The organism is Acidipila sp. EB88 (genome assembly GCF_003858395.1).
GTDB lineage: Bacteria > Acidobacteriota > Terriglobia > Terriglobales > Acidobacteriaceae > EB88.
The window spans coordinates 2,785,813-2,801,486 of sequence record NZ_QWEV01000005.1 but is presented as its reverse complement, the minus strand read 5'-3'; the positions used below and the strand labels follow the sequence as shown (position 1 = coordinate 2,801,486).

10 protein-coding genes are annotated in these 15,674 nt (G+C 62.2%); 4 read left to right on the top strand and 6 right to left on the bottom strand.

Features of this window, described 5'->3' with window-relative positions:
- Positions 1-31 precede the first annotated feature (31 nt).
- From D1Y84_RS12180 to D1Y84_RS12170, 3 genes are all read right to left on the bottom strand, one after another.
- A complete protein-coding gene (locus D1Y84_RS12180; RefSeq protein ID WP_124848926.1) occupies positions 32-427 on the bottom strand; it encodes a helix-turn-helix transcriptional regulator in 396 nt (131 codons plus the stop codon).
- Positions 428-559: 132 nt separating this feature from the next.
- Positions 560-1,786 carry a DnaJ C-terminal domain-containing protein gene (locus D1Y84_RS12175; RefSeq protein ID WP_124848924.1) on the bottom strand — a complete coding sequence of 409 codons (1,227 nt, stop codon included), beginning with the start codon at positions 1,784-1,786 and terminating at the stop codon, positions 560-562.
- A 3-nt stretch (positions 1,787-1,789) separates the two neighbouring features.
- Positions 1,790-2,584: an Fpg/Nei family DNA glycosylase gene (locus tag D1Y84_RS12170; RefSeq protein WP_124848922.1), complete on the bottom strand. Its 795-nt coding sequence runs from the start codon at positions 2,582-2,584 to the stop codon at positions 1,790-1,792.
- 201 nt (positions 2,585-2,785) lie between these two features.
- On the opposite strand from D1Y84_RS12170, the gene D1Y84_RS12165 reads away from it, so the two are divergent.
- Positions 2,786-3,910, top strand: a complete 1,125-nt coding sequence (locus tag D1Y84_RS12165) for an acyltransferase (RefSeq protein WP_124848920.1) — start codon at positions 2,786-2,788, stop codon at positions 3,908-3,910.
- A gap of 175 nt (positions 3,911-4,085) precedes the next feature.
- On the top strand, positions 4,086-5,318 hold the full coding sequence (locus D1Y84_RS12160; RefSeq protein ID WP_124848918.1) for an acyltransferase: 1,233 nt from the start codon (positions 4,086-4,088) through the stop codon (positions 5,316-5,318).
- Positions 5,319-5,402: 84 nt separating this feature from the next.
- Here the strand turns inward: D1Y84_RS12160 and D1Y84_RS18180 are convergent, their stop codons facing one another.
- Together D1Y84_RS18180 and dnaK are read right to left on the bottom strand one after the other, a co-directional pair.
- Positions 5,403-5,573, bottom strand: coding sequence for a hypothetical protein (locus D1Y84_RS18180; RefSeq protein ID WP_199726403.1), 171 nt, complete (start codon positions 5,571-5,573; stop codon positions 5,403-5,405).
- Between the two features lie 236 nt (positions 5,574-5,809).
- A complete protein-coding gene (gene dnaK, locus D1Y84_RS12155) occupies positions 5,810-7,732 on the bottom strand; it encodes a molecular chaperone DnaK (RefSeq protein ID WP_124848916.1) in 1,923 nt (640 codons plus the stop codon).
- A gap of 420 nt (positions 7,733-8,152) precedes the next feature.
- On the opposite strand from dnaK, the gene D1Y84_RS12150 reads away from it, so the two are divergent.
- Together D1Y84_RS12150 and D1Y84_RS12145 are read left to right on the top strand one after the other, a co-directional pair.
- Positions 8,153-9,715 (top strand): DHA2 family efflux MFS transporter permease subunit, encoded by a 1,563-nt coding sequence (locus tag D1Y84_RS12150; protein ID WP_124848914.1) that lies wholly within the window; start codon positions 8,153-8,155, stop codon positions 9,713-9,715.
- Positions 9,716-9,957: 242 nt separating this feature from the next.
- A complete protein-coding gene (locus D1Y84_RS12145; protein ID WP_124848912.1) occupies positions 9,958-11,682 on the top strand; it encodes an NAD(P)/FAD-dependent oxidoreductase in 1,725 nt (574 codons plus the stop codon).
- A 133-nt stretch (positions 11,683-11,815) separates the two neighbouring features.
- On the opposite strand, the gene D1Y84_RS12140 is transcribed toward D1Y84_RS12145, so the two are convergent.
- Positions 11,816-15,451, bottom strand: a complete 3,636-nt coding sequence (locus tag D1Y84_RS12140) for a discoidin domain-containing protein (RefSeq protein WP_158615444.1) — start codon at positions 15,449-15,451, stop codon at positions 11,816-11,818.
- Positions 15,452-15,674 lie beyond the last annotated feature (223 nt).

The window sequence follows — 15,674 nt, the reverse complement described above, 5'->3', positions numbered from 1 at the left end:
ACCACGGGGAATCCTGGATCGCCGATCACCGCTACTTCCGGCTGCGCGCGGGCGGCACAATCGTGGGGCGCGGCATGGGAACGATTGCCGACGGTCCGGCAGCAACGTCCTGCATCCGGGACAGCATCTCGGTGCGCACGTAGTCCACGAAGCCCTGCATCTGCCGGTTCATCTCTTCCATGCGCTCCCGCATCTGGAGAATGATTGCAATCCCGGAGATGTTCACGCCGAGTTCCCTCGCCAGGTTCAGGATGAATTCCAGACGTTCGAGGTCCTCGTCGGTGTACAGGCGGGTGTTGCCCTCGGTCCGGGACGGCTTCAACAAACCTTCCCGTTCATATAGACGGAGGGTCTGCGGATGAATCTCGTACATCTCCGCCACGGAGGAGATCATGTACGCACCTTTGGTCTTGCGCTTTGTCGGCATGAGGTCTCCTTCCCGGTTACGCGCGGATCATACAGCAACTACCTGCATCCTTAGCTTAAGGCAATTCACGCCGTCACACGTGACTTCCATGAAGTGTGCTGAACAGCGGATGAAAAGTCGGCAGAAGCTCCGTCAGCCTTCTGCCTTTTCCAGTAGCGCCTGCCGCGGATCTTCAGGGTTAAGCTTGGCCAGCTCACGCAGAATCTCTTTGGAGCGCTCGTCGCGCATCTGCGGCACTACGATCTCGATGGTAACGATCTGGTCGCCGCGCTTGCCTTCCACCGAGGCCGAGGCCACGCCGCGCTCGCGCATGCGCAATTTCTGACCGCCCTGCGTACCCGGCGGAATCTTGAGCTGCGTGCGGCCGTCGATCGTGGGCACCTCAATCTTTGAGCCCAGCGCTGCTTCTGTCATGGTGACCGGTACGCGCAGGGCGATATCGTCGCCCTGGCGCGTAAACACGGGGTGCGTTCCCACCTTCATGACCAGGTAGAGGTCGCCGGCGGGTGCGCCACCCTGCCCGGCATTGCCCTTGCCGCCAAGCCGGATCCGCTGTCCGTCGCGCGTGCCGGCCTTGATCCGGAACTCCACACTTTCCGCCCGACGAACACGTCCTTCTCCGTGGCAGGTCGGGCAGTCGTTCTCGACCCGGCCGGTGCCGCCGCAGGTGCGGCACTGCACGTTGAACTTCATCTGGCCATGCATCTGCGTGACCTGGCCGGTTCCCTGGCACTCGGGACAGGTGTGCGCTCCACCGGAGTGCGCCGCACCCTTGCAGGTGGGACAAATGTCGAGCCGGTTGATCTCGAGTCGCATCGTGCCGCCGCGGATCGCGGTCCAGAAGTCGACCTGCACCTGGTACTCAAGATCGGTTCCGGGTTCCGGTTCGCGCTGCTGGCGCGCATTGCCCGAGAACATGCCGGAGAAGATATCGCGCCAGCCACCGCCGGCTGCTCCGGGGCCGGGTGCAGCGGCACGCCGCCCCTGCTGGCTTTCGAAGTCCGAAAAGTCAAAGCCGCCGAAGTCGAACGGCACGCCATTCGCCTGCGCGCCACGAGCGCCGCCGCCGCCACCTCCCTGCTGGCCGTACCGTGCCGCCGCCTCGGCCTGCGCCGGGTCAATCTGGTCCGAGTAAAAGCCGACCTGGTCGAAGATCTTGCGCTTTTTCTCGTCGCTCAGCACGTCGTTGGCTTCGGAGATCTCCTTGAACTTCTCCTCGGCCTTCTTATCGTTGGGATTAACGTCGGGGTGATACTTGCGAGCGAGCTTCCGGAACGCCTTGCGGATCTCGTCCGGGCTGGCCGTCTTCTTCACGCCGAGCGTGCCGTAGTAGTCCTTCTGCTGTGGTCCTGCTGGCATTGTTCAGTCTTTCTGGCAGGTTGGGCACCAGTACACAGTCCTGCCCGCCATCGCCTTGCTCTCAATTTCGGTCCCGCATACCCGGCACGGCTTGCCTTGCCTGCGGTACACGTAGTGCACTTCTTCATCCAACGCCACCCCGCGCGGGTGTGGCCTGTGCTTAGCGCGTGTCGTCACCATGCGCCGGTCATCCATACCGTCCCGCATCAGCGTGACGGCATCCTTCCATACACCCTTGAGCTCCAGAAGCGACACATCCCTGCCAGGCCGGTCCGGGTGGATGCGTGCCCGGTACAGGAACTCGGCGCGGTAGATGTTGCCAATACCGCTGACCACTTTCTGATCCATCAACAAGACGCCTATCGGCGTTTTCTTGCTGCGGACCAGTGCAAACATCGCTGCCGGGTCGGTTCCGTCCACCAATGGATCCGGCCCGATGCGCTGTTCCAGGGCAGTCCACTCCTGGTCCGAGAAGATCCGGCAGTTGGTCGGTCCGCGCAGCTCCAGCCAGTCCGTGCGTGTCCACATCCGGAACCGCAGCGCGCCCTTGGGCTCAGGCATCGGCTGCTGCCCTTCCCAGAAGTCGCCGAACTGGCCGAGGTGCACATGCACGGTGAGGTCCTTGCCGAAGTGGTAGCCCAGGTGCTTGCCCAGCGCCCGGACCTCGAGCAGCTTGCGACCGTCAAGAACCCCGGCATCCGGAAACCCGCCGTTGGGCGAATCGACGTGCACCTTTTTGCCAGCAAATGCCTCGGCCTGCCGCAGGGCGAACCGGTGAATCTCGTGCCCTTCAGGCATCCGCTCTCTCTGTTTCTGTGCGCTGCTTCAAAGCGACACCCCTTCATTGTGCACGATCACTGCCCAGTCCCATCCGTCACTGGTAATGTTACGAGCGATAGTTGCCGACGCTTCCGCCGCAACCATGCGTTTCTGACTCGATATACTTCGGCCATCTTGCAACCCCAGGAACTGCCTAGCCCTAGCTCCAGCGAGACCCCTGTGCCCAGAGCTGCGCGGTATTACCGGCCTGAGCTGGATGTGGTGCGGTTCTTCGCACTCCTCATGGTGTTCAACCTCCATGTCTTCCAGGTGCAGGCGCTGGGACGTTTCCCATTTCTGACCGGCATCCAGCAGGCGGGCGCGGCCGGCGTCTGCATGTTCTTCACCCTTAGTTCGTTCCTGATCACCGAATTGCTGATGCGTGAGCGGGAAGCCTCGGGTACGATTTCTATCCCGTCGTTCTACGCGCGCCGGGCGCTTCGTATCTGGCCCCTTTACCTGCTGGCCATGGCGCTGGCCTTGCTGGGCTCCGTCCTGATCGGCCACGTGTTTGCACCGGTCGGGTTCATGCTGCTGCCCTTCCTGGTGGCCATGGGCAACTGGGCGGTGGTGGCGCATGGCTGGTTTCTCAACCCCATGCTTACCCCTATGTGGAGCATCTCGGTCGAGGAGCAGTTCTATCTGATCTGGCCGTATCTCTCGCTGCGGGTTCGGCCGCGCACGCTGTTCGGCATCTCTGCCTCGCTGCTGCCGCTGGCGTGGCTCGTGGACTGGCTGCTTCCGTTGCTGCACTTTCATAAGAGTCCCCAGCTGTGGTGCAACAGCCTGAACCAGTTCCAGTTCTTCGCGATCGGCTGCATGGCGGCCATCCTGTTTCATCGTCGGCCGGTGCATCTCTCTACCGCGGCTCGCCTCGCCACCTTTGGACTGGCCCTGTGCCTGTTCTATCTCGCGGCCCGGCCATTTCAGTTCCTGAACGACGACATACCCACCGGTCCCGGCGCAATCCTTGCCGGGTACCTCTGCATCGATGCTGGCTGCTTCCTGGTGCTGCTTGCTTTTCTCAATGCGCGCATGCCGAGGCTGGCACGTCCTTTGATCTACCTCGGCAAAATCTCCTACGGGCTGTACGTGTTTCACTTTGCGGTCCGTACCGTGGTGTGGGCCGTGGTAGCGCGCCCGCTCCGCCACCTGCTGCCGACGCCCGTGCGGCAGCTTGTCGCAACCTATCTCATCACTGCGGCCGTGACGGCGGCATTGGCTTCGTTGTCGTACCGCTTCTACGAGCGACCGTTTCTGCGCATGAAGAAGCGTTTCACTCTGGTGCGCTCCCGGGCTGCCTGATGCGCCTGCACCCCGGCCGATAGCACGCGGGCTTCCCTACACCTTTGGCTCACTTTCCGCAAAGGCATTGGTAACCGGCGCCGAGATTCACGTCGAAAGCCAGCTACACTCGAATTTGCAACACACATAAAGCATTGCCGCGGGCAGCAGCCCAGCAGGCGGAGCAAAGATACGCATGGTTCGTGCTTTCACTTCACCTGTCGCGGAAGCGAGGGGTTTTGCCGCGGAGACACACTCCCTTCCGGAACCAACCCCACGTGCACGACGCTTCTACCGTCCGGAGCTGGACGTCATCCGGTCACTTGCCTTTCTGCTGGTCCTGACCCATCATCTGCTCGGCATGCTGCAGTGGCACGCACCCCTGGATCACTTCAGCGTTGCCGGTGCCCTGGAAGAGTCCGGAGCCGCCGGGGTCTGCCTCTTCTTCACGCTCAGCGCGTTCCTCATCACGGAACTGCTGCTCCGCGAAAAGGAAGCCACGGGAACAATCGCGCTTCCCGCTTTCTATCTCCGCCGCATCCTGCGTATCTGGCCGCTCTACTTTCTTGGCATCGGACTGGGCGTGGCACTGCCGCATGTCGCCAAGGCCTTCGCCGGGCACATGCCTCCAATGGTGCACGCCTTCTCCTATGTCGGCGGCTTTGTGTTGCCGTACCTGCTACTGGTTGGCAACTGGGCTATCGTGGCAAAGGGCTGGTCGCTCAACCCCATGCTGATGCCGCTATGGAGCATCTCGGTGGAAGAGCAGTTCTACCTGCTTTGGCCTTCCATGGTGCGGCGCGCAGGGATCCGGGGTATTGCCATCTGCAGCTCCGCGGTGCTGCTGCTGGCCTGGGCGACCGACTTCCTGCTGCCGCTGTTTCACTACTCCAAGTACCCGGACCTCTGGTACAACAGCGTTTCCCATTTCCAGTTCTTTGCGCTCGGTACCCTGCTCGCGCTGTGCCTGCATCGCCGCGAACTCACCTACGCCCTACCCTGGAGAGCGCTTGCCCTGGCAGGGGCAGTGGGCTTCTTTGTGCTTGCGGCTTATCCGTTCCACTACCGCGAAGACCTGGTACTCACAGCGCCGGCCGCTACCTTTGCCGGATACCTTTGCCTCGATCTCGCCTGCCTGCTGGTCTTCGGTGCGTTTGTAGGGCTCAAGCTGCCACGTGCCGCCAAGCCTCTGGTGTACATGGGCAAGATTTCATTCGGGCTGTACGTCTTCCACGACACGATCCTGTCTGCGGTAGCGCCCATCATGCTCAAGAAGCTCCACGTGGCTCCCAGTGTGCTTTTCGCCCTGGCGTGGCTTACGACTCTGGGACTTTCGGTTGCGGTGGCGTCGCTTTCGTACTCCTTCTTTGAGAAACCGTTTCTCCGGTTGAAGGACCGCTTCACCCTGGTTCCATCCCGCGCTGCCTAGCTTTTCGAGCGTGCCCCAGGCAGGAACCCGGAGTGCCAGGACGGCGTTCCAGGTTTCTACCCGCATACCAAACACCAGGCGCGTTTAGTTCCAGACCTGCGCCGCGGCCACGGCTTCCATCCGCCAGAAGATGTCCGGTTCGACCCGTCGCATCTGCTGCATGAAGTGCTCGGCCTCCCCGCGAGAGTGGAACAGCACCTTGTTCCAAACCTGTCCTGCCCGCAACTGCTCACACTGCCACAAAGTGCTCGTCATCTCTTCCACCTTCCCGGCCGTTTTCGCGCCGCTGATTCCTGTGAACTTCCTGCCGGTTCGATCACTGCTGCACTTACATGAACCCGGTCGTGCTTAAGAAGCTGCGGGGGCACTCCCACACTGATCTGTTTGAGTGCCCCGCCATGGTTTCGGCTCAGGCATACCCTGCCCCGGCTTTGTTTCGTTTTCATGCCGCAGCGACTCTCCGGGGAGAACGCCGCCGCGGCATGCGCTGCTTAGTGCTTCGGCTCGACGTCGACGTACTCGGCATCGATCACGCCTTCGTCCTGCTTCGCGTCCGCGGTGCCGGCGCCTGCTGCCGCGCCGTCGGTCGGGACGGGGCCGTCGCCAGCCGGTGCCGCCTTGTACATCGCTTCCGCCAGCTTGTGCGAGGCGGCCGTGAGCTTCTCGTGCTCGCTCTTCAACTCGGCCGTGCTCGGGCTACCCGCCAGGACTGCCTTGGCGGACTCAAGCGTCGACTCGACCTCGGTCTTCTCGCTCGCCGGCACCTTGTCCGCCGAGTCCTTCAACATCTTCTCGATGTTGTAGACCAGCGAATCCAGGCCATTGCGGGCTTCGATCGCGTCGCGGGCTTCCTTGTCTTCCGAAGCATGCGCCTCGGCTTCCTTGGCCATCCGCTCCACCTCTTCCTTGCTCAGACCGGAGCTCGAAGTGATGGTGATCTTCTGGTCCTTGCCCGTGGCATTGTCCTTGGCCGTCACGTTGAGGATGCCATTCGCATCGATGTCAAAGGTGACCTCGATCTGCGGCACACCGCGTGGAGCCGGTGGGATGCCCGACAGCTTGAACTTGCCCAGCGTGCGATTCTGCGAGGCCATCGGACGCTCGCCCTGCAGCACATGCACCTCAACCTCGGTCTGCGAGTCAGAAGCGGTCGAGAAGGTCTCGGTCTTCTTGGTCGGGATCGTGGTGTTGCGCGGGATCATCGGCGTTGCCACCGAGCCCATGGTTTCGATCGCCAGCGTCAGCGGGGTCACATCGAGCAGCAGCAGGTCCTTCACATCGCCAGACAGAACACCGGCCTGTACCGCGGCACCGATCGCCACAACCTCGTCCGGGTTCACGCCCTTGTGGGGCTCCTTGCCGAACAGCTGCTTCACCAGCTCCTGGATCTTGGGCATGCGGGTCTGTCCACCGACCAGCACGACTTCGTCGATCTGCGCAGCGGTGACACCGGCATCGGCCATCGCCTTCTTGCAGGGTTCAAGCGAACGCTGCAGGATGTCGTCGACCAGGCGTTCGAGCTGCGCACGGGTCATCTTCTCGACCAGGTGCTTCGGACCCGAGGCATCCGCCGTCACGAACGGCAGGTTGATCTCGGTTTCCATCGCGGTCGACAGCTCGATCTTGGCGCGCTCGGCCGCATCCTTCAGGCGCTGCAGGGCCATTTCATTGCCCTTGGCGCGAAGGTCCAGGCCTTCCTTCTTCTTGAACTCGTCGATCAGCCAATCCACGATCTTCTGGTCGATGTTGTCGCCGCCCAGGTGCGTGTCGCCGTTGGTCGCCTTGACCTCGATGACGCCGTCACCTACTTCCAGAATCGAGACGTCGAACGTACCGCCACCGAAGTCATAGACCGCGATGGTCTCATCCTTCTTCTTGTCGAGACCATAGGCCAGCGCGGCTGCCGTGGGCTCGTTGACAATGCGTTTCACGTCCAAACCGGCGATACGGCCGGCATCCTTGGTGGCCTGGCGCTGCGCGTCGTTGAAGTACGCGGGGACCGTGATGACCGCCTCGGTGACCGAGGTGCCGAGATAGTCTTCCGCCGCCTTCTTGAGCTTCTGCAGGATCATCGCCGAGACCTCGGGCGGGGTGTAGTCCTTGCCCTGCGCTTCGATCGTGAGGTGGTCGCCCGCCTGCTTGACCTTGTACGGCACCATCTTCATCTCGTCATTCACTTCGTTGGCGCGACGGCCCATGAAGCGCTTAACCGAGTACACGGTGTTTTCAGGGTTGGTGATCGCCTGGCGCTTGGCCACCTGGCCAACAAGGCGCTCGCCGCTCTTGGTGAAACCCACAACCGAAGGAGTCGTGCGGCCACCCTCTTCATTCGCGATGACCTTGGGTTCGCCACCCTCCATCACGGCCACGCAGGAATTCGTGGTTCCCAGATCGATTCCGATAATCTTTGCCATCCGTTGCTTCTCCCTCGCCTGTCGGCACTTGATTGCTATACCAGAATCGCATGTGAGTGAGTTGTTGTCAACTAACCTGATGGATCAGCAAGCGTGCGTGCAGAACTTGGATGCGGCAGGTCGTTTAGAGGGTTCAAAGAGCTAGATGCCCGTCAGGCGAGTCCGCCTGCGCCGCTTCCGGTCACGTCGTGACGGTTTACCAGGGCTTTTGCTCCCGGACTGCTGGACGGGCACTCTGTAGGATTGAAGAGTGCGGCGCCTCCGAAAGCCATCCTGGCGCACACCCCCACCCACCTGCATCCTGCCGCGCGCTGCGGCATCTTCTTCTACAAGGGACCGGCGCTGTGAGCGGCCTCGTATCTGCCGGCTGGACCAGGCACGGCCACACGCACACACACCGACACACATACAAGGATCTGAATGCCAGCCACAGAAGCCCAGCCGATCGCTGTCAACCCGTGGCTGATCGCGTTCTCCGTCATGCTCGCTACCTTTATGGAGGTGCTGGATACCGCAATCGCGGCAGTGGCGCTTCCCTATATTGCGGGTTCGCTTTCGGCCTCAAACGACGAGGCCACCTGGGTCCTGACCAGCTACCTGGTGGCGAACGCCGTGATTCTCCCGGCCAGCAACTGGTTCTCGCTGCGGTTTGGCCGCAAGCGCTTCCTGCTGACCTGCGTCACGATTTTTACGATCTCGTCCTTCTTCTGCGGTGCGGCGCCGTCTCTCTGGCTCATGCTGCTGGCGCGGGTTGTGCAGGGCGCGGGCGGAGGGGCTTTGCAGCCGCTGTCGCAGTCCATTCTGCTGGAGAGCTTTCCGCCGGCAAAGCGCGGCGTGGCCATGGCCGTGTTCGCGCTGGGCATCGTGGTGGCGCCGGTGATCGGGCCAAGCCTTGGCGGCTACCTCACGGACAGCTTCTCCTGGCGCTATGCCTTTTACATCAACATACCGGTCGGGATCCTGGCCTTCGTGATGATCAGCCGGTTCGTGCACGACCCGCCCTACATCAAGAACGCCAAACCGGGCCCGTTCGACAACCTCGGCTTTGGCCTGCTGGCGGTCTGGACCGGCTGCCTGCAGGTGATCCTCGATCGCGGGCAGGAGGACGACTGGTTCGGCGCCCTGTGGCTGCGCTGGGCCGTGTTCTTCGGAGTGGCTGCGTTTCTCTGGTTCATCCTGCACTGCCTGCGCGCCCGGCATCCGCTGGTGCAGCTGCGCACGCTCAAGGACCGCAACTTCGCCGTGGGCTGCGTACTGGTAGCGATGTTTGGCGTCACCCTGTACTCGCTGGTAACCGTGCTGCCGCTGTTCTTTCAGGAGCTGCTGGGGTACACGGCCTTCACTGCGGGCATGGCGGTGTTTCCGCGCGGCTTCGGCTCCATAGCCGGCATGCCGGTCATCGCTTTTCTGGGCAGTCGCGTGGACCCTCGCTACCTGCTGACGTTTGGCTTCCTGGTCTACGGCTTCACGGCGCTCTACTTTGGCAACGTGACGCTGGGGGTCGGTCCGCTTACCCTGCTCGTGCCGATCGTGATCACCGGCTTCGCGCTCTCCTTCGTCTTTGTACCGATCACCACCGTCTCTTATGGCACGCTCAAAAACAACGAGATCGGCAATGCCAGCGGCATCTTCAACCTGCTGCGGAATATCGGCGGCTCCATTGGCATCTCACTCGCCTCTACCCTGCTGACGCGGAGACAGGACGTGCACCAGAACGACATCACCAACAATCTGTCACAGTCAGGATCCATGCTCCAGGAACGCACCCACCAGGTGCAGGCCTTCCTGTCGCACCAGACCAATCCCGCCAATGCCCTGGGCGCGGCCAACGAAGAGCTGTACAGCCAGCTCAGCCTGCAGGCGCATCTCTGGGCGTTTGTGGATGTGTTTCGCTGGCTCGCGGTGATCTGCTTCGCCAGTGTGGTGGTGGTCTGGGGGTTTCGCAAGGTGAAACCGGGCAAACCCGCAGCGGCCGCGCATTGATGCAGGATTTTTGTCAGACGGCGAACGATCAATTCCACCGAGCTTCAGCGACTCTGCTAGCGGGCAGGCCCCATGCACCTACGAAATGCATCTCCCTAGATAATGGAACGCAGAGTGGCGCGTGGCTGCTCCCGCTAGTTGTGCCTGCTGGTCTGTCCGGCGGTTCGACCAATGCAAAGCATCAGCCAGATCACCAATGAACAAAAAAAACGCTTGTCGATCGGGAAGCGTAGAGGTGCTCCTTGGAACACACAAATCAAACGGCAGTGATCATCGGCGCGGGGCCTGCTGGGTTAACAGCGGCACTCGAGTTCTGTCGCCGTTCTGAGATTCGCCCCATCGTGCTCGAGGCGAGCGACCGCATCGGTGGCATCTCCTGCACGATTCGCTACAACGGCAATCGCATTGACATCGGCGGACACCGCTTTTTTTCGAAGTCTGACCGCGTGATGGATTGGTGGACTGCACTGATGCCTGTGGAAGGCAACGGTGCGCAGGGCGACTTCGCCATTCGCTACCAGAACCAGCAGCGCACCATGCGTGCTGCGCCGCAGGGCGCTGCGGGGGCGGAGCCGGTCGATCCCGACTGCGTGATGCTGGTGCGTCCGCGCAAGAGCCGCATTTACTTTCTGCGCTCGTTCTTCGATTATCCCCTCGCGCTGAATGGCGCGACCCTCGGGCGACTCGGTGCGCTGCGTACCGCGCGCATCGGCTTCAGCTATATCAAGGCCCGGCTGTTTCCGCGAAAGCAGGAAAAAACGCTGGAAGACTTCCTGATTAATCGCTTCGGCTCCGAGCTGTACCTGACCTTCTTCAAGAGCTACACCGAGAAGGTATGGGGCGTGCCGTGCGAGCAGATCTCTGCCGAGTGGGGTGCGCAGCGCATCAAGGGGTTGTCGCTGCGCAGCGCGGTAGCGCACTTCCTGAAAAAGACATTCTCGCGCCGCAGCAAGGCGGCGCGCGAGCCCGCGGACATTGCTCAGAAAGATACCGAAACCTCGCTGATCGAGCAGTTCCTGTACCCGAAGTTTGGCCCCGGACAGCTATGGGAGCACGTCGCAGGACTGGTGGAGCAACAGGGCGGCGAAGTGCGCATGGGCTGGAAGGTGCAGAGTCTGCAGGTAGATACCGGCCAGGACGGAGTGGATCGCATTACCTCGATCGAGGCGCGCACGCCCGCGGGTGAAGTGGTCAAGGTCGAAGGAGATTACTTCTTCTCCACCATGCCGATTCGCGAGCTTCTGCGGGTGATTGAAACGCCGATTCCGCCAGACGTGCAGGCGATTGCCGACGGCCTGATCTATCGCGACTTCATCACAGTAGGACTGCTGGTCGACAAGCTGCTGGTGACGGAGAAGGATGGCTCGCTGCTGAAAGACACCTGGATCTATATCCAGGAGCCGGATGTGCTGGTGGGCCGCCTGCAGATCTTCAATAACTGGAGCCCTTATCTTGTCGCCGATCCGACCAAGGTGTGGATCGGCCTTGAGTACTTCTGCTATGACTCGGATCCGCTGTGGGCAAAGCCCGATGCGGACATCGCCGCATTTGCCATCGGCGAAGTGGCAAAAATCGGCATCCTTGATCCTGCCGATGTGCGCGACTCCTGCGTCTTCCGGGTACCCAAGACTTACCCTGCTTACTTCGGCACCTATGACCGGTTCGACGAGATCATCCGCTACATGGATCGCTTCGAGAATCTGTTCCTGGTTGGCCGCAACGGTATGCATAAGTACAACAACCAGGACCACTCGATGCTGACCGCCATGTGCTCAGTGGACAACATCATCGCGGGTGTGACCGACAAGGCCAGCCTGTGGGAGATCAACACCGAGCAGGAGTATCACGAGAAGAAGGGTGACGAGGCTGCCGGCGTGGATGCAGAAACAGCTAGGGAAGCCATTGCCACCATCAACGCGCGACGCGCCAAGGTGATGCAGGAAGAAGAACTGGCCGCGCGCAAGTAGTCGCCGATTGCTATCCATGAACCGCAAAAACAAAAGCTGATCTGGAAACGAGGCTGCATCTCGCAGCCACGTTTCAGGATCAGCTTTTTTGTTTCATGTAGGCGCAGTGCAGTGGAACATTGCCAGGACGCGTTTACACGGGCAGCACGTTGAAGCCGCCGACCATGATCTTTGGCTTTTCTCCGCGCGTGTCCGCGTGGTGCAGTTCGGTCGAGATGGTCTGGCGCTCGCCCGGCATCAGCGACACGTAGTTATCGCTGTAGAAGGCGGGCAGGATGCGATCGCCGCTGGCTTCGCGCACTGCCTTGAGACGCACCATCAACGCAGGCTGCGCGCTGGTGTTTTCAAGCTCTGTCGTGAGCATCCAGGTATCTCCCTGTTGCACAGCGTTGGTGGTGGCTTTCACCTGTACCTTAGGCAGCTGGCGGATCGCTCGGTAGTTTCCTTCCGCGTTGCTGCGCAGGTAGAAGTTGGTCGAGACAACCTCGTTGCCGCGCTTGAGGCTAAGCCGCAGAAAATGCAGCGAGGAAAGGCCCGCCACGTTGGTGATGGTGATGGGTCGTTCAGTGCTGTCCTCGGCGCTGTCGAGCTGCGCCGTTTTCAACCACATCGACTTGCCGTCGAGATTCACCAACTCTGCCGCCGCAGTGAGGCCCATGGCATTGCCGCCGCTGTAGTTCACCACCTCAATCTGTTCGGTGGTCCGGTTCCATTGGATATGCAGCGGCTCCGAGGCCTTGCGACAGCCGAAGTACGCCGCAGTCGGCTCGAGGTAGTAGTCATAGGTCTGCCACACGAACGAGGGCCAGCACGGGTGGCTCATCCACAGCAGCACGCCCATGCGGTACTTGCTTTGTGCTTCGAACATGGCGCGGTAGCCTTCGTAGTTCACAAACTGCGCAAGGTTGATCCACTCTTCGCCGCTGTGCGCGCCGCCGTAGCCGTCGTCGACGATGCCGTTGAAGGACCGGCCGGCCATGGCGCCTTCCAGGCAGTAGTCATGAATGCCCCAGTCGAGCGCCTTGGGCCAGACCGACTGCTGCGGCATCATGGCCTGCACGCTTTCGTAGGTGGGAATGTTGGGCATGCCGATCTCGCTGTGCAACCGCTCGTCCACGATCTCGAAGTAAGTGCTGTACGGCAGCGCGCGGTAGGGGCCGTGGCCGCTGACCACGACGTCTGCCGAGCTCCCGATGTAATGGATGTCCGGCTGCAGTTCGCCCAGCAGCTTGCGGATGCCGGCCTCGAGCGCAGGCGGTGGAAAGCCCTCGTTTCTGCCGCAGTACAAGCCGATGGACGCATGGCTGCGGATGCGCAGGATGAAGTCGCGTGCGTTGGCAAGAAACAGTTCGTTGTTGTCCGGAATCGGGCCGTCGAACGGGTTGGCCAGCCAGAAGTCCTGCCACACCACGACGCCGTGCCGGTCGCAGGCTTCGTAAAAAGCATCGTCGCCGATCTGCCCGACCCAGTTGCGCACCATGGTGAAGTTCATCTCGCGGTGGTAGCGTACGGCGGCATCGTACTCGCGCGCGCGGTAGCGCAGCATGGACTCGCCAAAGCCCCAGTTACCGCCGCGTGCCACGAAGCGCCGCCCGTTGATGAAGAGCTTAAGGATGTCGTTGTCTTCGGAGGAGGTCATCTGCCGGATGCCAGCCTTGAACGCCTTGCGGTGCGATGGCTTGCCGCCGAGCTCGAACTCCATGGAAACGTCGTACAGGTGGGGCGCGCCATAACCCACCGGCCACCAAAGCTCCGGCTTGCTGACGCGCAGGCCCGGCGTCGTGGCCGGGGTCAACACCACGGTGTGGCGGGCACCGGCGGCCAGCGGCACCTTCTGCTCGAAGGCGATCTCGCCGAACTTGCCGCGCAGGGTCCCGGTCACCGCCTTGCGGGAGTGGTTCACCACTTCCACGGCGACGGCAAGCTCTGCTTCCGAACCATCTTTGGCAAGCTTTGTCGTCGTGACCATCGGGTTGTGAAGTGTCACCGGCCCGGTGACAGATAGTCCGACATCCGACCAGATACCCGTGTTGCGTCCGCGAATCGTCGAGATCCAGTCCCACCCGATCGAGGCATGGTAGGTCGGGTTGTCGGCTCCGAGCGCGCCGCCGTTTTTGGAGCACACCTCGTAGGTCTTCTGCTTGCAGCTGCCCGGCGTGTGGTTCTTCTCAACGCGCACGGCGAGTGCATTGGGCTTGCCTGCGTGCAGCTTGCCGGTCACGTCGAACTGCCCGCGCGTGAAGCCGCCTTCCAAGCGGCCAATCTTCTCGCCGTTGAGGAACACATCGGCTTTCCAGTTGATGCCGTCGAAGTTCAGCCACGTGATCTCGCCCGCGGTGGTCTGCGGCGCCGCAAACTCGGTGCGGTACCAGAAGTCCGCGTAGAAGTACGAATCCGAAATGTAGAGCTGGTCTTTGCCGTAGTCAGGATTGGTGATGGCGCCGGCATTCAGATACGAGGTAAGCACCGTGCCCGGCACCGTGGCGACCAGCCAGGTGTCGTCCTGGAAGCCCGGCTTCGAGAGCGCTTCGCCACCCGCGGAAACGAGGCTGTCGCGCTCAACCCGCCATGCACCGCCCGCCAGATTGAGCTTGCCATCGGCAAAAGTCTGCGCGGCTTTGGGGCGGACCGTGTAGCCGCCGCGTCCGTACACTTCAAACTCGCTCAGGATGTAACCGACCGCCGAGGCAGGCCGCGTCATCAGCACGCGCACATACCGACCCTGCGCGGGCTGCGCGAGCCGGATGTCGTCGCTCGCATCAGTACCGACGGGCAGCGGCTGCAGGGTTCGCCAGTTTTCCGCGTCGTCCGAAATCTGCAGTGAGCCTTCGGCCGCGCGCGCGATCCAGTGCAGCGCCACCCGGTCAAACTCCGAGCGAGTGCCGAGGTCCACGTAGACCCACTCCTCGCCCATGCCTTCTGACATCCATGCGCTGGTGAACTGGTAGGGGCCACCGACCTCGACCCGCTCCGCGCCCTGGTAGAACTCGATCTGCCCCATGCGCCAGGAGATGCCACGTGTCTCGGCAGTGGCGCCCTCCACCAGGCATTCCACCTGGTAGAAGCGGCTCTGGCTTGGCTGCTTCAGGGCGATGGAAGGAAAGAACAGCTTGGCGCCACGCCGCAGGTCGGGTGGATAGTTGTCGGGCGCCACGGGAGCGCCAGCGTCGGAGCGTCCCGCCTCCGCGTATGCGCGCCCATCTTCTGAGGTACTGACCACAAAGCGCATCGGCATCGAGGCCATGTGCTCGGGGACCACGACAAATACCGCCAGACGATCCACCGTGGGCGCCGCGGCGCCGCCACCCAGCTCGATCTGCACCACCGCGCGCGCGCCTTCGATCGGGAGCACGTTGATCGGAAAATGATCGAAGAAGACCTCGCGATCCTGCCGGGGGAGCATGCCTACGCCGTTCACCGAAACCGCGACCCAGGTGGGCATCTGCGTGTCCTTGATGCCGTCGGTGACGAGCTGCGCGGTGAGGTTGTAATCGTAGCTGGACGAGTGGTACGCGGGACGACGCAGCGCGAGGTTGCGATAGGTTGCGGTATCCGGCACGAGGGCGGGGCTGAAGTTTTCGGCAGGGGCGCCGGGGTACAGTCCGATGCCGCGCGTGAAGCCGCTTTCAGCACCCGCCATGGCTCCCGGAGGAAGCCCGGGAGAGGCCGGCAGCATTTCGGCACGCGCAGGTACAGCGGCAGTTGGCAGCGCGATGCTCGCGCCCGCCAGGATCGTGCTCTTCACAAAGTCCCGTCGCGTGGTGGCCATCAACATCCTTTCAAGTTGCGGTACAGAGCCGGCACAGTTCTGATCGCGCGCGCACCGCGTCCAGGGAGGCCCGTGGCGCCGGCGGCGATGCTGGTTGCGTGGTCCGGGGTCATTTCGGTTGGTCGCGCCATGGCGGCGCGCAAGGTATCCATACCAAGGCTCGCACTATCCTTGCGCATTGTGCTCTCGTTCGGCAACTTGCTCCGGCTCGGCCGCGCACGAG